Raw genomic sequence first — 15709 nt, 5'->3', positions numbered from 1 at the left:
CCAACGGAAGAGGAGAGAGTGCTCCACCCTGCCGCGCAGGGGGCAGAGCCGCTCCGGAGGACCCGCGATGAAGCGATTCTGGGACCGGGCCGACTATGCCCAGGCACCTGGCGGCTTCGCCATCATGCTCGACGGAAAACCGCTGCGCCTGCCCGGTGTCGATGGCCGCGCCGCAGGCTTCATCCTGCCGAGCCGCCCACTGGCCGAGGCCGTGGCCGGGGAATGGCAGCAGGCCGGCGGCGGGAAGGGTGGCGAGATGAGCCTGGACGAGGTGCCGCTCACCCGCCTCGCCGCCACCGGGCTGGACCGGATCGCGCCGGACCCCGGCCCGACGGTGGAAGCCATCGCCCGCTATGCCGAGACCGACCTGCTCTGCTACCGCGCCGAGGACCGCCGCCTGGCCGCGCTGGAGGCGGCGGACTGGGACCCCATCCTCGACTGGTGCGCGGCCTGCCATGGCGCCCGCCTGCGCCCGGCCAGCGGCATCGCCTATCGCCCGCAGGACCCGGAGGCGCTGGAGCGGCTGCGCGAGGTGGTGGCGGAGCATTCGCCGCTCGAACTCTCGGCGCTGGGGCTCGCCGTCCCCACACTGGGCAGCCTCGTGCTCGGCCTCGCCCTCTCGGCGGGGGTGCTGGACCCGGTCGCCGCGCACAGGCTTTCCATCGTCGACGAGACCTATCAGGAAGCCTTCTGGGGGGAGGATGCCGAGGCCCTGGCCCGGCGGGACAGGCTGGCGGCCGATGTGGCGCTCTCCGCCCGGCTGCTTTTCCTGGCGAGGGCGCACTGATGGCGGCCCGGCTGATCCGCATCCGGGGCCGCGTGCAGGGCGTGGGATTCCGCGACTGGCTGCTGCGGGAGGCGCGGGCGCATGGGTTGTCCGGCTGGGTCCGCAACCGGCAGGACGGTTCCGTGGAGTCTCTCCTGTCCGGCGACGAGGCCGCCGTGCGCGATGTGCTGTCCGCCTGCCGCCTGGGGCCACCCATGGCGCGGGTGGACGAGCTCGTGGAATCCTTTGCCGAGGCACCGGAGGAACCGGGCCTCCGCCGCCTGCCGACGGCCTGAGGAAGGGTCAGGCTTCCCGGATCACCGGTTCGCAGGCCACCGGGAAGTTGACCGAACTGGCGATGAAGCAATGCGCATGCGCCTCGTGGTGCAGGGTCCGGGCCCGCTCCACGTCGCAGCCGGCGCGGATCACCACCTGGGGCCGGAGGGTCGCGCCGATGAAGCGGCCGCCCCTGCCCTCCTCGGCCATCTCCGCCTCGGCCTCGTCGCGATAGGCGGTCACCACCACCCCGGCCTCGGCGCAGAGATGCAGGTATTGCAGCTTGTGGCAGGCCGAGAGCGAGGCGAGCAGCAGTTCCTCCGGGTTCCAGCAGGCGGGGTCGCCGCGGAAGGCCGGGTCGGAGGAGCCCTTGATGGGCGGCTTGCCGGGGGCCTCGATGAGATGGGCGCGCTCATAGGCGCGGTAGCCCGCGGTCCCCCGGCCACGGTCGCCCGTCCAGGTCACGGCGATCCGGTACCGGTGCAGGCGTCCCGCCATGGCCATCCTCCGTCCGTCGCCGGGGACTCGCAGCCCCTGGGCAGGAAGGCCGTAGCGGAAGCCCGGGGCGACGGGAAGGCCGCCCGGGGGTTGCCCCGCAACCTCGCGGGGCAGACACGTCCGGGGCGCGCTTGCATCCTGCACTGCAACAGTCCATATGCCGCCCACCGGCGATCCGCGCCGGTCATGCTCCCTGACGCGAGCGGGCCGCTTCCATCATGGCCCTGCGGCGGAGCAACCTTCTCCCGGGCCGCCATCCGCGTCGTTCGCGGCCCACTGGAAGACGCTCCGCCCCCAGGGAAAGCCATGGGCCGGGCGCTTCACGGACCGATCGAACACTGATGACCGACTTCCTGACCCTCGGCCTCGCGTCGCCCATCCTGCGCGCGCTGGACGAAGAGGGCTACACCACCCCGACCCCGATCCAGGCCCAGGCCATTCCGGCCGCCATGGAAGGGCGGGACGTTCTGGGCATCGCCCAGACGGGCACCGGCAAGACCGCGGCCTTCTCGCTGCCGCTGCTGCACCGGCTGATCATGGACAAGCGCCGCGCGCCGCCGACCGGCTGCCGCGCGCTGATCCTGTCCCCGACGCGCGAGCTGGCGGCGCAGATCCATGACAGCATCAAGGCCTATGGCCGCCACCTGGGCCTGCGCACCGCGCTGATCTTCGGCGGCGTGCCGGAGAACCCGCAGCGCCGCGCGCTGTCGGGCGGTGTGGACATCATCGTCGCCACGCCGGGCCGCCTGCTGGACCATATCGGCACGCGCAACTGCCGCCTGGACTCGCTGGAGGCCTTCATCCTCGACGAGGCCGACCAGATGCTGGACCGGGGCTTCTGGCCCGCGATCCGCCGCATCGCGGGGATGCTGCCGAAGCAGCGCCACACGATGTTCTTCTCGGCCACCATGCCGAGGCCATCGCCTCGCTCGCCAAGGACCTGCTGCGCGAGCCGGTGAAGGTCGAGGTCACGCCCGTCGCCACCACGGCGGAGCGGGTGAACCAGCGCGCCATCCATGTGAGCCGCGACGGCAAGCGCACGGTGCTGGCCGAGATCCTGCGCAAGCCGGAGGTGGGCCGCACGCTGGTCTTCTCCCGCACCAAGCACGGCGCCGACCGCATCGTGAAGCAGCTGGAGCAGGACGGGCTCGCCGCCAACGCGATCCATGGCAACAAGAGCCAGGGGCAGCGTGAGCGCGCGCTCGACGCCTTCAAGCGCGGCACGGCGCCGATCCTGGTCGCGACCGACATCGCCGCGCGCGGCATCGACGTGTCCGGCGTGACGCATGTGATCCAGTACGACCTGCCGGAAGTGCCGGAGACCTATGTCCACCGCATCGGCCGCACCGCGCGCGCCGGCGCCTCGGGCGAGGCCATCGCCCTGGTGTCGCTGGACGACGTGCCGCTGCTGCGCGCGGTCGAGAAGCTGACGCGCCAGGCGGTGCCGGCCGAGGGCGACATCCCGACCGGCCCGGTGCCGCGCGCCCCCGGGCGCCAGCAGAACCGTGGCCGCGGCGGCCAGGGCCGCCCCGGTGGCGCCCCCCGCCCGGCGGGTGGGCACGGTGCCGGCAACGGGCGCGGCGATGCCCGCCGCCCGCAGTTCGCGGGCGACCGCAAGCCGGCGGGCGGCCATCGCCCGCATGGCGAGGGCCGCGATCGCCGCGCGGATCACGCGCGCCACGAGGGCGAGGCCAAGAACCGTTCCTGGCGGGACAGCGATTTCCGCGACACGGACCGTTCCGGCACGCGCTGAGCGATCCGGGCCTGACGGCCTGACCTGAGAGCCCGTTTGAGAAGCCCGTCCTCCCCTTGCGGGAGGCCGGGTTTTTTCATGTCTTCCCGCCCCCGCGAGGCTGTCGCCACCCGGCCGGGCGGGTAGGATGGACGCGCCCCGGACAACCCCCGCGAAAGGGCCCGCGCTTGAGCTTCGCCGCCCCGCCCATCCCGCCCGGCATCGTCTGCGCCGCCGATTACGAAGCCGAGGCACGCCAGCGCATGGAGGCAGCCGCCTGGGCCTATCTCTCCGGCGGCAGCGCGGATGAGCTGACGCTCCGCTGGAACCGCGAGGGTTTCGACCGGCTCCGGCTGCGCGGGCGGGTGCTCGCCGACATGGCGGGCGCCAACACGCGGCTGGACCTCCTCGGCGCATCGCTGGAACACCCGGTCCTGGTGGCGCCGATGGCCTTCCACCGCCTGGCCCATCAGGGTGGCGAGGCCGCGACCGCGCTGGGCGCGGCGGCGGTCGGGGCGGGCATGGTGGTCAGCACCCAGTCCAGCATCCCGGTCGAGGAGATCGCCGCACAGTATGCGGCGGGCGGCGGGCGGACGCCGCTCTGGTTCCAGCTCTATCTGCAGCACGACCGTGGCTTCACCCGTGCCCTGATCCAGCGCGCCGAGGCGGCCGGCTGTTCCGCGCTGGTGCTGACGGTGGATGCGCCGGTCAGCATCCGCAACCGCGAGGCCCGGGCCGGCTTCGCCCTGCCGCCGGGGTTGGAGGCGGTGCATCTGCGCGGCCTGCCCCCTGCTCCACCGAACCGGGCGGGCATGGCGGAAAGCGCGGTCTTCCGCGGGATGCTCGATGCCGCGCCGACATGGCGGGACCTGGAATGGCTGCGCGCCAGCACGCGCCTGCCGATCCTGCTGAAAGGCGTGACCGATCCGGAGGATGCGCTGCGCGCCGCCGGGGAAGGCATGGCCGGAATCATCCTGAGCAACCATGGCGGCAGGGCGCTGGACACGCTGCCGGCCACGATCGACCTGCTGCCCCCGATGGCGGAGCGGCTCGGCGGGCGGCTGCCGATCCTGCTCGATGGCGGCATCCGGCGCGGCACGGATATCGTGAAGGCGCTGGCCCTGGGCGCGAAGGCGGTGCTGGTCGGGCGGCCGGTGCTGCACGCGCTGGCCGTGGGCGGGCCGGTGGGCGTGGCGCATCTGCTGAAGATCCTGCGCACGGAGCTGGAGGCCGCGATGGCGTTGACCGGCTGCCGCGACCTCGCCTCGATCGGACCGGAGGTGATCTGGAGGGGTTGAGACGGCCGGCGGGAGGCGCTGCTGCCCCCCGCCTCCTGGCTTTCAGTCCCCGCCCGGCTCCTTGGCGTCGATCAGCTCCGGCGTCTCGGCCAGCGGGAATTCGCGGCCCTGGTCCGGGTCGATCGGGCGGCTGCGCCGGGCGGGCGGCAGGGTCTGCGGCTGGCCGGTTTCCAGCGCCCGCTCGATCGCCTCCAGCACCCGCACGTCGAGGAGGCCCTCCTCGCCGCCGGGCTCCGGATCGCGGTCGTTCAGGATGCAGTCGGAGAAGTAGTCCGTCTCGCCGGCGAACTGGTCCACCACGGGGAATTCGCGCGTGCTGGTCTTTCCGTCCACGGTGGCGGTGTGTTTCGGCGAGACGCCGGGGCCGAAGCCATAGGCGTTCTCGACATAGAGGTCGCCCTTGCTGCCGGTGACGCGGTAGGTGGCGCTGCTGCCGCCGGTGTAGCTGACGGTGAACTGCGCCAGCCGCTCCTCCGGGAAGCGCAGCGTCACCGCCACCGTGTCGTCCAGGTCCATGCCCGAGCCCGGCGTGCGGATGCCCATGGCCGAGACCTCGACCGGTTCCGTGCCGAAGAGGTTGCGCACGGCGTTCAGCGGATAGGGCCCCATATCCGTCACCGGCCCGGCCCAGTAGCCATGCCTGGCGCGGTGGTTGGAGGGGCTGACGATCTGGCTGAAATTCGAGACGAAGGAGCGGATCTCGCCGAACTCGCCGGAGCGGACGCGGCGGATCGCCTCCAGCGTTCCCGGCTCGAAATGCAGGCGGTAGGCGATCAGCAGCTTGGCGCCCGAGGCTTTCGCCGCCGTGTTGATCGCCTCGCACTGCGCGGTGCTCACCGCCATCGGCTTTTCCAGCAGCACATGGATGCCGGCCTCCAGCGCGGGCACGGCGAATCTCTCGTGCTGGTCGTTGGGCAGGGCGAGGTAGATCGCGTCGATCCCGTCCGAGGCCAGGAGCTTCGCGTAATCGTCGTAGTGGTAGCTCTTCAGCCCGTAGCGCGCCGCGAGCCTGTCCGCCTTCACGGGATCGCCGGTCACCAGGGCGGTCATCTCGGAGTTCTTCGTCTGGCCGACGCCCGGCATGAAGGCGGCCTGCGAAATCCAGCCGCCGCCCACCACGGCGTAGCGTACCTTGCGCCCCTTCACCTGACGTGCGGGCATGGCGGTCTCCTTCTGCGTCCTGCGCGCCGCGACAACGCGGCGGCGCGGCGGGTGTTGCCTGCGGCGGCCCTGTTGCCCTGCCATGTTGCCCTGCGGCACGAGCCGTCCGAACCTGCCGGGCGATATGAGCCCACCTGAACCGGATTGCCCATGACCGAATCCGCTGCCGCCCTGCGCGCCCGCTATGGCGCGGCTGTTCCCGCCGCCGCCATTCCCTGGAATCCCGCGCTGGACCTGCTGCTGTCGCATCGCTCGGTGCGTGCCTACCGGCCCGACCCGCTGCCGGAGGGCACGCTGGAGGCGCTGGTCGCGGCGGCGCAGTCGGCGGCCACCTCCTCCAACATGCAGGCCTGGTCGGTGGTCGCCGTCACCGATCCGGACAGCAAGCGGCGGCTCGCGGCGGTGGCGGGCGGGCAGCGGCATGTCGAGCAGTGCCCGCTCCTCCTCGTCTTCCTGGCGGACCTGTCGCGCCATGCCCGGCTGGCGGAGCGGACGGGCCGGCCCCTGGAAGGGCTGCCTTTCCTGGAGACCTTCCTCGTCGCCGCGCTGGATGCCGGACTCGCGGCGCAGAACGCCGTGGTCGCGGCGGAATCGCTGGGGCTTGGCACGGTCTATATCGGTGCCCTGCGCAACGATGTGGAGGCGGTGGCGGAGGAGCTCGGCCTGCCGCCCGGCGCCGTGGCGGTCTTCGGCCTCTGCGTCGGCCATGCCGCGCCGGATGGCGGGGCGGTGAAGCCGCGCCTGCCGCAGGCGGCGGTCCTGCACCATGGGCGCTACGACCCGGAGGCCGACATGCTCGCCCTGCCCGGCTATGACGCGGCGCTGGAAGCGTTCAGCCGGGGGCAGGAGCGCAGCCCCTATACCTGGACGCAGCGGGCCATGGCGCGCTGGGGCACGCTGCGCGCCATGGCGGGGCGGGACCGGCTGCGGGAAGCGCTGGAGCGGCTGGGCTTCCCGCTGCGCTGAAGGTCCCGGCCCAGGCGAGCGCCTTCAGGCGAGCACGTAATGCCCCTGCGAGACTTCCCGCAGCGCCGCGTCCGGTGCGGCGGGCTTCGGCTCGTAGAAGAGGCGCTGCCGGGACCGCTCGCGATCCGGGTCCGGGATCGGCGCGGCGGAGAGCAGTGCCTTGGTATAGGGGTGCCGCGGATCGCCGAAGACCTGCGCCGTGGTGCCGAGCTCCACGATGCGGCCGCGCAGCATCACCGCGACGCGGTGGCAGAGGTGGCGCACCATGCCCAGGTCGTGCGCGATGAAGAGATAGGCCATGCCCATCTCCTCCTGCAGGTCCATGAACAGGTTCACGATCTGTGCCTGGATCGAGACGTCGAGCGCGGTGATCGGCTCGTCCGCCACGATCAGCCTGGGGCGCAGGGCGATGGCGCGGGCGATGCCGATGCGCTGCCGCTGGCCGCCGGAGAACTGGTGCGGGAAGCGGTCCATGAAGCGCGGGTCGAGGCCGACGAGGCGGAACAGTTCGGCGACCTTCTCGCGCTGCTCCCTGCGTCCATGGACGGCGCCGTGGTTGGTCAGCGGCTCGCCCACGCTGTCGCCCACACGCATGCGCGGGTTCAGCGAGGCATAGGGGTCCTGGAACACCACCTGCAACCGTTGCCGCACGCGGCGCAGGCTCTGCTTGCGCAGGCGGGTGATCTCCTCGCCCTCGAAGAAGACGCGCCCGGCGGTGGGTTCCTCCAGCCGCAGCACCAGCCGGCCGGTGGTGCTCTTGCCGGAACCGGATTCGCCGACGAGGCCCAGCGTCTCGCCCGGCTGGAGGTCGAAGGAGATCCCGTCCACGGCGCGCACCGTATGCGTCACCTTGCCGAAGAGGCTCTTGCTCACATAGTGCCGGGTCAGCCCCTCGACGCGCAGCAGCGGTTCGCGCGTGGTCCCGTTGTCCATCCTCCCGGCGCTCATGCCACCACCTCGCCCGCCCCTGCCGCACGCGCGGCGCGCAGGTCGTACCAGGCGGCGACGAGATGGCCGGGCTCGCCTTCCGGCGCCTGCACCAGCGGCGGCACCTCGGTCAGGCAGCGCTCGGTGGCCAGCGGGTTGCGCGGGGCGAAGGGATCGCCCGCCGGCGGGCGGTACATGTCGGGCGGCGATCCCGGGATCTGGTAGAGGCGCTTGCGCTTCGCGGCCGGTGCCGGGTCCGGGACCGGAACGGCCTCCTCCTCCGGCAGGGAGCGCAGCAGGCCCCAGGTATAGGCGCTGCGCGTGTCGTGGAAGACAGCGCGGGCGGGGCCGCGTTCCATGATGCGGCCGCCATACATGACCTGCACATTGTCGGCGAGGCCGGCGACCACGCCCATGTCATGGGTGATCCAGATCATCGCCATGCCCAGCTTGCGCTTGAGGTCGCGCATCAGGTCCAGCACCTGGGCCTGCACCGTCACGTCGAGCGCGGTGGTGGCCTCGTCGGCGATCAGCAGCCTGGGTTCGCAGGCGATGCCGATGGCGATCATCGCGCGCTGGCGCATGCCGCCGGAGAACTGGTGCGGGTACTGCTCCACGCGCTTCTGCGGGTCGGGGATGCCGACCAGGTCCAGCAGCTCCACCGCCCGCTTCAGTGCCGCGCCGCGCGAGAGCTTCAGGTGGCGACGCAGGGATTCGCAGATCTGGTAGCCGACGGTGAGGACCGGGTTCAGCGAGGTCATCGGATCCTGGAAGATCATGCCGATCCTGCCACCGCGCAGTTCCTGCAATTCCGCCTCGCTCATCCGCAGCAGGTCGCGCCCCTCGAAGAGCGCGCTGCCGGCGGCGATGCGTCCCGGCGGCCTGGGGATCAGCCCGAGCATGGACAGGACGTGCACGCTCTTGCCCGAGCCGGACTCGCCCACGATGCCCAGCGTCTCGCCGGGCTGGAGCGCATAGGTCACGCCGGTCACGGCATGCACCGTGCCCTCCCAGGTGTCGAAGCGGACCGTCAGGTCCCGGACATCGAGCAGCGGCGCCGTCATCGGGCAGTTTCCGGCCAGGGCATGGCGGACCTCGTCAGGGGTTCGGGATGGGGGATGGGAGGGGCGGCAGGCGAGGCCAGGAGGCGCAGGACCGCGCCTCCGGCGGGGCTGGGGGCGGGAGCCGGTGCCGCCGGGGCGGGCAGGCGGTGGTCCTGAGCCAGCAGCGCGTGGGCGAGCATCCTGGCTGCGGCGGTGGCGGGGGCGGCCACCGGCCCCCGCACCAGCCAGGCGAGATGCGCCGCCAGGGCTGCCCGGGAGAGTTCCGCCGCCTCCCCGGCCTGGATGTCGTGCTGGGCCAGAGCGAGGATGGCGAGGAGGCGGCGCTCGTCGGCGGTCACCCGGAGGCAGCCGGGCGCCTCCATCACGATCGGGCGGCGGGCGCCGAAGCCGAGCAGGAAGAGGAAGCGGTAGAGGGCCCGCGCCGTCTCCTCCCCCTCTCCCTCCAGGGCGCCGACGATGCCCTCGTGGATCTCGGCATCCTCCCCCTCTGGACGACGGTGCGGAGGCACCAGAGCAGCAGGTGCTCGCTGGAGGTCAGGCGCAGCAGGTCGCAGGGAAAGGTCATGGCCAGGGCAGGATAGCCATGCGCCATGATAATGCAAACGAATTGCAATTGCATCTGCAAAGAGGATAGTCTGGCCCCTGGGGCGACGCCGCCCGGAACCGGAGATGTCCCATGCACGACAACTGCCAGAGGGCCTGCGAGAGACGGCAGGTCTGGTCCCTGTCCGCGGTCGAGAACCTGATGCTCTGGTCGATGCGCGCCTGGGTGCTGGACCGCTTCCACGGAATCGCCCTGGCGGAGGAGATCGAGGAGGCGATGGAGGCCATCGGCGCACCCGGGGCGATGCGGCCGCTCGACGGCATGATGGGCGCCCTCAATGGCGGCGCGTCGCGGCTGATCGAGGTGAACTGCGTCTGCTGCGAGGAGGTGAGCCCCGACGAGTTCGCCCTGCTGGAATGCCTCGCCCTGGCGCAGAGGGACCGGCCGGCCGAGGCGGCCCGGCGGCTGGCCGGGCTGGCCATGCCCCATACGCTGGAGGAATGCGCCCGGGCCATCCAGCCCCTGGCCCGGCAGTTGCTCCGGGCCGGGCATGACCTGCCACTTCCGGCCGGGGGCGGTGGCCGCGTGCTGCCCTTCGAGATCCGGCCGGCGGCCTCCACCCTGCTGCACTGAGCTGCCCGCCGGGTGGGCGGGGCGGCCTTTCAGCCGAAGACCTCGGCCCAGGCGCCGCGCAGGGCCGAGTCGGCCTCCTCCATGGTCGCGGGGATGCCCAGGGCGTGCAGGCTGGTGACGCCGTGCTCGCTGATGCCGCAGGGGACGATGCCGCCGAAATGCGACAGGTCCGGCTCCACGTTCAGCGCGATCCCGTGCCAGCTCACCCAGCGCGTCACCCGCACGCCGATGGCGGCGATCTTGCTTTCCTGCCTCGTCGCCGGATCGGCGACCCAGATGCCGACCCGCCCCTCGCGCCGCTCGCCCTTCACGTTGAAGCGGTCCAGGGCGCGGATGATCCATTCCTCCAGCCCGTGGACATAGGCCCGCACGTCCCGCGCCACGATGCCGCCATGCGGCCTGGTCAGGTCGAGCATGACATAGGCGGTGCGCTGGCCGGGGCCGTGATAGGTCCATTGCCCGCCCCGCCCGGCCTTGAAGACGGGGAATCGCGCATCCACCAGCCCCTCCGCGGTGGCGGAGGTCCCGGCGGTGTAGGTGGGCGGATGCTCCACCAGCCAGACGGCCTCTCCGGCCGTGCCGGCGCGGATGGCTGCGGCCTGCGCCTCCATGGCGGCCAGCGCCTCGGGATAGGGCGTGCGCCCTTCCACCACCGTCCAGAGGGGCCCTTCCGGGGCTCCCCCTCCGGCCTCCGGGCCGTTCCCGGGGAGGGTGGAAAGGCGTTCGGGCGAAATCACTGTCATGGGGGCCGTTGCTAGGTTCGTGTTCATCGGTTATAGGCGCCTCGTCTGCACGCGGTCGTGGCGGAATGGTAGACGCGCCAGCTTGAGGTGCTGGTGGGGGAAACCCCGTGGAAGTTCGAATCTTCTCGACCGCACCAGATTTTCTTCATCCAGGCATCTCTCCCCGAACGCCCCCCGCTGGTAAGTGTGAACAGTCAGTTTTGACTGTTGACGTTGGGGCGCAGCCCGATCTGGCTGCCGCGAAGAGGGCATCATGGACGAGGATTTCCGCAAAGCCGCGCTCGATTACCACCGGCTCCCGCGTCCGGGAAAGCTGAGCATCGAGCCGACGAAGCGCATGGCCACCCAGCGCGATCTCGGACTGGCCTATTCGCCCGGCGTCGCCGCCGCCTGCGAGGAGATCGCGGCGAACCCCGAAACGGCCTACGACTACACCACCCGCGGCAACATGGTGGCGGTGATCACCAATGGCACGGCCGTGCTCGGCCTCGGCGCCATCGGGGCGCTGGCCTCCAAGCCGGTGATGGAGGGCAAGGCTGTCCTCTTCAAGAAGTTCGCCGGCATCGACAGCGTCGATATCGAGGTCGAGGAGCGCGACCCGCAGAAGTTCATCGAGGCGGTCTCGGTGCTGGAGCCTTCCTTCGGCGCCATCAACCTCGAGGACATCAAGGCCCCCGAGTGCTTCGAGATCGAGCGCGAGCTGCGCGCCCGCATGAAGATCCCGGTCTTCCACGACGACCAGCACGGCACCGCCATCATCGTCGCCGCCGCCGTGCGCAACGGGCTGCTGCTGCAGGGCAAGGACATCTCCCAGGCGAAGATCGTGGCCTCCGGCGCGGGCGCGGCGGCGCTCGCCTGCCTCGACCTGCTGGTGGCGATGGGGGCGAAGCGCGAGAACATCACCGTCTGCGACATCGAGGGCGTGGTCTATGAGGGCCGCACGGCCCTGATGGACCCCTACAAGGCGCGCTATGCCCGCCAGACCAACGCGCGCAAGCTGCCGGACGTGCTGGCCGGGGCCGATGTCTTCCTGGGCCTTTCCGCCCCGCGCGTGCTGAAGGCCGAATGGCTGCCGAGCATGGGCGAGAAGCCGCTGATCCTGGCGCTCGCCAATCCGGAGCCGGAGATCCTGCCCGAGGCGGCCCGCGCCGTGCGGCCGGATGCGATCGTGGCCACCGGGCGCTCGGACTACCCGAACCAGGTCAACAACGTCCTCTGCTTCCCCTTCATCTTCCGCGGGGCGCTGGATGCCGGCGCCACCACGATCAACGAGGAGATGAAGGTCGCGGCGGTGGAGGCCATCGCCCGCCTCGCCCGCATCGAGGCCAGCGAGGTGGTGGCCGCCGCCTATGGCGGGCAGGCGCCGGTCTTCGGGCCGGACTATATCATCCCCAAGCCCTTCGACCCGCGCCTGATCCTGGAGATCGCCCCGGCCGTGGCCAAGGCGGCCGCCGAGAGCGGCGTCGCCACCCGCCCGGTGGCCGACCTCGCCGATTACCGCCGCAAGCTGGAGCGCCATGTCTTCCGCTCCGGCGACCTGATGCGCCCGGTCTTCGAGGCCGCGCGCAAGGCGCCGCAGCGCGTCGCCTATGCCGAGGGCGAGGACGAGCGCACCCTGCGCGCGGTGCAGACCGTGCTGGACGAGGGGATCGCCGAGCCGGTGCTGGTCGGCCGGCGTGAGGTGATCGCCGCCAAGGTCCGGGCGATGGGCCTGCGCATGGACCTGGAGAAGAGCGTCACCATCCTGGACCCGGTGGCGGATACCGATCTCTTCGGGCCGCTCACCGAGATCTATACCCGCCGGGCCGGGCGGCGCGGCATCCCGCCCGATGCCGCCGCGCTGAACGTCCGCACCCGTCCCACCGTGGCGGCGGCGCTGCTGCTGGAGGCGGGCAAGGTGGACGCGGCCATCGTCGGCGGCACCGGCGAGTGGATGCGCCACTGGCACCAGGTGAACGACATCATCGGCAAGGACCCGCAGGTCGGCCGCGCCTATGCCCTGACCGGCGTCATCACCCAGGCGGGCAACCTGTTCTTCGTGGACACGCATCTGCTGGTGGAGCCCACGGCGGAGCAGGTGGCGGAGATGACCCTCCTCGCCGCGGAGCAGGTGCATGCCTTCGGGCGCAGGCCGCGTGCGGCGCTGCTGTCGCATTCCTCCTTCGGCGCCTCGCAGGCCCCCTCGGCCAAGAAGATGCGGGACGCGCTGAAGCTGATCCGTGCCAAGGCGCCGGACCTGATGGTGGATGGCGAGATGCATGCCGATGCCGCGCTGATCCCCGCGATCCGCGACCGCGCGGTCTGCGACAGCCGGCTGGAGGGCGCGGCGAACCTGCTGGTCTTCCCGAACCTCGATTCCGCCAACATCGCCTACAACCTGGTGAAGGCGGCGACCGATGGGCTGCAGATCGGGCCCATGCTGCTCGGCATGCGCAAGCCGGTGCATGTGCTGGTGCCCTCCGTCACCGCCCGTGGCATCGTCAACCTGACGGCGCTGGTGGTGGCCAAGGAGGTCCAGGCGCAGGACCACCTCTGACCCCCGCGGCCCCGCCCCAACCGGGCGGGGCCTCGCAGGGGGCCATACCCTGGCGCCGGGCGGGCGGCGCCCCCATTCTCCTGTGATGGCGAAGCCGCCCGTCCCTCCCTCGTCCGGCCTTCCTGCCGGTCCCGCCAGCCCGGGCCGCGCGGTGGCCGGTTTCCTGCGGCGGGCAGAGGCCCTGCCCGGACTTCGCCTCGCCCCCGGCCACGCCCGGCGCGCCTGCTTTTCGGCATCGATGCCACCGCCAGCCGCCAGCCGGCCTGGGACCGCGCCTGCGCCGTGCAGGGGGAGATGTTCCTGGCGGTGCGCGGCCTCGGCGGCATCGCGGTCTCGCTGGCCTATTACCGGGGTTTCGGGGAGTTCGCCGCCACGCCCTATCTGACCGACGGCGCGGAGCTGGCGCGGCGCATGTCCGGCCTCTCCTGCCTCGGCGGCCGCACCCAGTTGCTGCGCCTGCTGCACCATGCCCTGGCGGAAGGCGGGCGGGAACGCCTCGCCGCCATGGTGTTCGTCGGCGATGCGCTGGAGGAGGCGGCGGACCCGATCTGCCACGCCGCCGGGATGCTGGGGGCACGGAAGACCCCCGTCTTCCTGTTCCAGGAGGGCCGCGACCCGGCCGTGGAGGGGGTGTTCCGGCAGGTAGCGCGGCTTTCCGGCGGCGCCTGGGCCCCGTTCGATTCGTCCTCCCCGCGCGCCCTGGCGGAGCTGCTGCGCGCCGTGGCGGTCTATGCGGCAGGCGGCCATGCCGCGCTGTCGCGCCTGCCCGGGGTGGCGGCGCAGGCCCTCGCCCGGCAGATCCCCGCCCCGTCCGGAAGCTGAGGCATGCTCCAGGAGCTTCCTTCGGCGGGCCTGGCCCAATGGCTGTCCCATAGGGCGGAGAGGCGCTGAAGCCCCATGGCCTGGATCGCGCTCGGCAGCCTCTCGCTGCTTCTCCTGCTGCTGGCGCTGCGCGGCTTCGCCAGTGCCTCCCCCGCCCAGGTGAAGGCCGCGCTGTTCTGGCTGGCCGTTTTCCTGGCCCTGGCCCTTGGGGGGCTGCTGGTCCTGAGCGGGCGGGGGCCGGTGGCGCTCTTCCTGCTTTTCACCCTGGGTCCCCTGGCCTGGCGCCGGTGGCAGTCGCGGCGCCTGGCCAGGGGGTTCGGGGCCGCGCCGCCCCCGCAGGGATCGCCGGAGGACGCGGTGGAAACCGCCACCCTGTCGCTGCGCATCGACCCGGCCTCGGGCATCATGTCGGGAACGGTGCTGCGTGGCCGTTATGCCGGGCGCGACCTCGCCCGGTTGCAGCGATCACAAATTGAAGAAATTTTTGCGGATTGCCTGGAGAATGATCCGGACAGCCTTCCTCTCCTGGAAGCATGGCTGGCCCGGATGCAACCGGAAGGCGAAGAAAAACCACCCCCTCCGGGCTCGGCACCGATGAGGCGGGAGGAGGCGCTGGCGGTGCTCGGCCTGCCGCCGGAAGCCAGCCCAGAGCAGGTCCAGGCCGCCTATCTGCGCCTGATGCGGGTGGCGCATCCCGACCGTGGCGGCTCGGACTGGCTGGCGGCGCGATTGAATGAAGCGCGCGATACGTTGCTTCGCTGAAATATTAACCTACAACTCCGGGTGGCATGTTCCGCGGGCTGACAGCGGGCGGCCATCATGGCAATCCTAGCCGGCGTTTCGAAAGGACCCGATGTTGTGAACAAGCCTCTTCGCAAGGCTGTCCTGCCCGTCGCGGGCCTGGGCACGCGCTTCCTGCCCGCCACCAAGGCGCTGGCCAAGGAGATGCTGCCGGTCGTTGACAAGCCCCTGATCCAGTATGCGGTGGAGGAAGCCCGGGAAGCGGGCATCGAGCAGTTCTGCTTCGTGACCGGCCGCGGCAAGACGGCGATCGTGGAGCATTTCGACGTCGCCTACGAGCTGGAGCGCACACTGGAGGAGCGCTCCAAGACCGAGCTGCTGGAAATGCTGCGGCACCAGTCCCTGCCGCCGGGCAGCATCACCACGGTGCGCCAGCAGATCCCGATGGGCCTGGGCCATGCCATCTGGTGTGCCCGCGCCTTCATCGGCGACGAGCCCTTCGCCATCCTGCTGCCCGACGACCTGATGCTCTGCGAGACCTCCTGCACCAAGCAGCTCGCCGATGCCTATCAGGAGACCGGCGGCAATGTGGTGGCGATCGAGGAAGTCCCCATGTCGCGCGTCAAGAACTACGGCGTGCTCGACGTGGCCGAGGACAAGGGCAAGCTGGTCTCCGTGAAGGGGCTGGTGGAGAAGCCCGCGCCGGAGGATGCGCCCTCGAACCTGACCATCATCGGCCGCTATGTGCTGATGCCGGAAGTGGTGCAGTACCTCTCCCGCATGGAGCGCGGCGCAGGCGGGGAGGTGCAGCTCACCGACGCCATGGCCAAGCTGATCCCCGACCAGCCCTTCCACGGGCTGCGCTACGAGGGCCGCCGTTTCGACTGCGGCGACAAGGGCGGCTTCCTGGAGGCGCAGATCGCCTTCGCCCTGAAGCGGCCGGACCTGGCGGACAAGGTGCGCGAGTTCCTGCCCAAGTACTGCGGCTGAGAAGGGCCAACA

Annotated in this window: 15 protein-coding genes, 1 tRNA gene and 1 pseudogene; 11 read left to right on the top strand and 6 right to left on the bottom strand. The window is 71.6% G+C overall.

The annotated features are described in order from the left end of the window. The first annotated feature begins 67 nt into the window (after window positions 1-67). Together MVG78_RS10240 and MVG78_RS10235 are read left to right on the top strand one after the other, a co-directional pair. Window positions 68-787 carry an ATP12 family chaperone protein gene (locus MVG78_RS10240; protein WP_247551204.1) on the top strand — a complete coding sequence of 240 codons (720 nt, stop codon included), beginning with the start codon at window positions 68-70 and terminating at the stop codon, window positions 785-787. Further along, a complete protein-coding gene (locus MVG78_RS10235) occupies window positions 787-1062 on the top strand; it encodes an acylphosphatase (protein ID WP_247551202.1) in 276 nt (91 codons plus the stop codon). The genes MVG78_RS10240 and MVG78_RS10235 overlap by 1 nt, the downstream gene beginning before the upstream one ends. Before the next feature lie 7 nt (window positions 1063-1069). Here the strand turns inward: MVG78_RS10235 and MVG78_RS10230 are convergent, their stop codons facing one another. Next, window positions 1070-1540 (bottom strand): OsmC family protein, encoded by a 471-nt coding sequence (locus MVG78_RS10230; protein ID WP_247551200.1) that lies wholly within the window; start codon window positions 1538-1540, stop codon window positions 1070-1072. Between the two features lie 341 nt (window positions 1541-1881). Between MVG78_RS10230 and MVG78_RS22060 the strand changes: the two are divergent. Next, window positions 1882-3293 (top strand): annotated as a pseudogene (locus MVG78_RS22060) (DEAD/DEAH box helicase). 167 nt (window positions 3294-3460) lie between these two features. Next, window positions 3461-4570 (top strand): alpha-hydroxy acid oxidase, encoded by a 1110-nt coding sequence (locus MVG78_RS10215; RefSeq protein WP_247551194.1) that lies wholly within the window; start codon window positions 3461-3463, stop codon window positions 4568-4570. Window positions 4571-4612: 42 nt separating this feature from the next. Here MVG78_RS10215 and MVG78_RS10210 read toward each other — a convergent pair whose 3' ends face one another. After that, window positions 4613-5731: a Gfo/Idh/MocA family protein gene (locus tag MVG78_RS10210; protein ID WP_247551191.1), complete on the bottom strand. Its 1119-nt coding sequence runs from the start codon at window positions 5729-5731 to the stop codon at window positions 4613-4615. Window positions 5732-5881: 150 nt separating this feature from the next. On the opposite strand from MVG78_RS10210, the gene MVG78_RS10205 reads away from it, so the two are divergent. Continuing rightward, window positions 5882-6697, top strand: coding sequence for an NADPH-dependent oxidoreductase (locus MVG78_RS10205; RefSeq protein WP_247551189.1), 816 nt, complete (start codon window positions 5882-5884; stop codon window positions 6695-6697). A gap of 24 nt (window positions 6698-6721) precedes the next feature. Here the strand turns inward: MVG78_RS10205 and MVG78_RS10200 are convergent, their stop codons facing one another. Genes MVG78_RS10200 through MVG78_RS10190 form a run of 3 tightly spaced genes read right to left on the bottom strand, consistent with a single transcriptional unit; the run spans window position 6722 to window position 9197 of the window. Beyond that, entirely contained in the window at window positions 6722-7630 is a 909-nt protein-coding gene (locus MVG78_RS10200) for an ABC transporter ATP-binding protein (RefSeq protein ID WP_247551187.1), read from the bottom strand. Window positions 7631-7641: 11 nt separating this feature from the next. Then, a complete protein-coding gene (locus tag MVG78_RS10195; RefSeq protein ID WP_247551184.1) occupies window positions 7642-8688 on the bottom strand; it encodes an ABC transporter ATP-binding protein in 1047 nt (348 codons plus the stop codon). Then, a complete protein-coding gene (locus MVG78_RS10190) occupies window positions 8685-9197 on the bottom strand; it encodes a hypothetical protein (protein WP_247551182.1) in 513 nt (170 codons plus the stop codon). The genes MVG78_RS10195 and MVG78_RS10190 overlap by 4 nt, the downstream gene beginning before the upstream one ends. Before the next feature lie 167 nt (window positions 9198-9364). On the opposite strand from MVG78_RS10190, the gene MVG78_RS10185 reads away from it, so the two are divergent. Next, entirely contained in the window at window positions 9365-9865 is a 501-nt protein-coding gene (locus MVG78_RS10185) for a hypothetical protein (protein ID WP_247551180.1), read from the top strand. A 29-nt stretch (window positions 9866-9894) separates the two neighbouring features. Here the strand turns inward: MVG78_RS10185 and lipB are convergent, their stop codons facing one another. Then, the gene (lipB, locus tag MVG78_RS10180) at window positions 9895-10608 is read right to left on the bottom strand and encodes a lipoyl(octanoyl) transferase LipB (protein WP_247551178.1); all 714 of its coding nucleotides are present in this window, start codon (window positions 10606-10608) and stop codon (window positions 9895-9897) included. A 51-nt stretch (window positions 10609-10659) separates the two neighbouring features. Here lipB and MVG78_RS10175 point away from each other — a divergent pair. The 5 genes from MVG78_RS10175 to galU all read left to right on the top strand — a co-directional run bounded on the left by MVG78_RS10175 (window position 10660) and on the right by galU (window position 15697). Beyond that, window positions 10660-10745: transfer RNA gene (locus MVG78_RS10175), tRNA-Leu, on the top strand. Window positions 10746-10861: 116 nt separating this feature from the next. Then, window positions 10862-13144 carry an NADP-dependent malic enzyme gene (locus MVG78_RS10170; protein WP_247551176.1) on the top strand — a complete coding sequence of 761 codons (2283 nt, stop codon included), beginning with the start codon at window positions 10862-10864 and terminating at the stop codon, window positions 13142-13144. Between the two features lie 282 nt (window positions 13145-13426). Next, entirely contained in the window at window positions 13427-13966 is a 540-nt protein-coding gene (locus tag MVG78_RS10165) for a VWA domain-containing protein (RefSeq protein WP_247551174.1), read from the top strand. Between the two features lie 75 nt (window positions 13967-14041). Continuing rightward, window positions 14042-14728, top strand: a complete 687-nt coding sequence (locus tag MVG78_RS10160) for a J domain-containing protein (RefSeq protein WP_247551172.1) — start codon at window positions 14042-14044, stop codon at window positions 14726-14728. 96 nt (window positions 14729-14824) lie between these two features. Beyond that, window positions 14825-15697, top strand: a complete 873-nt coding sequence (galU, locus tag MVG78_RS10155) for a UTP--glucose-1-phosphate uridylyltransferase GalU (protein ID WP_428480634.1) — start codon at window positions 14825-14827, stop codon at window positions 15695-15697. Window positions 15698-15709 lie beyond the last annotated feature (12 nt).

This window comes from Roseomonas gilardii subsp. gilardii, from assembly GCF_023078375.1.
Classification (GTDB): domain Bacteria; phylum Pseudomonadota; class Alphaproteobacteria; order Acetobacterales; family Acetobacteraceae; genus Roseomonas; species Roseomonas gilardii.
This window is presented reverse-complemented; position numbering and strand designations above follow the sequence as displayed.

Bases quoted from the DNA above. Each gene is read 5' to 3' on its own strand.
- MVG78_RS10240 (WP_247551204.1), top strand. From the start codon at position 68: ATGAAGCGATTCTGGGACCGGGCCGACTATGCCCAGGCACCTGGCGGC.
- MVG78_RS10235 (WP_247551202.1), top strand. From the start codon at position 787: ATGGCGGCCCGGCTGATCCGCATCCGGGGCCGCGTGCAGGGCGTGGGA.
- MVG78_RS10230 (WP_247551200.1), bottom strand. From the start codon at position 1,540: ATGGCGGGACGCCTGCACCGGTACCGGATCGCCGTGACCTGGACGGGC.
- MVG78_RS10210 (WP_247551191.1), bottom strand. From the start codon at position 5,731: ATGCCCGCACGTCAGGTGAAGGGGCGCAAGGTACGCTACGCCGTGGTG.
- MVG78_RS10205 (WP_247551189.1), top strand. From the start codon at position 5,882: ATGACCGAATCCGCTGCCGCCCTGCGCGCCCGCTATGGCGCGGCTGTT.
- MVG78_RS10200 (WP_247551187.1), bottom strand. From the start codon at position 7,630: ATGGACAACGGGACCACGCGCGAACCGCTGCTGCGCGTCGAGGGGCTG.
- MVG78_RS10195 (WP_247551184.1), bottom strand. From the start codon at position 8,688: ATGACGGCGCCGCTGCTCGATGTCCGGGACCTGACGGTCCGCTTCGAC.
- MVG78_RS10185 (WP_247551180.1), top strand. From the start codon at position 9,365: ATGCACGACAACTGCCAGAGGGCCTGCGAGAGACGGCAGGTCTGGTCC.
- lipB (WP_247551178.1), bottom strand. From the start codon at position 10,608: ATGACAGTGATTTCGCCCGAACGCCTTTCCACCCTCCCCGGGAACGGC.
- MVG78_RS10170 (WP_247551176.1), top strand. From the start codon at position 10,862: ATGGACGAGGATTTCCGCAAAGCCGCGCTCGATTACCACCGGCTCCCG.
- MVG78_RS10160 (WP_247551172.1), top strand. From the start codon at position 14,042: ATGGCCTGGATCGCGCTCGGCAGCCTCTCGCTGCTTCTCCTGCTGCTG.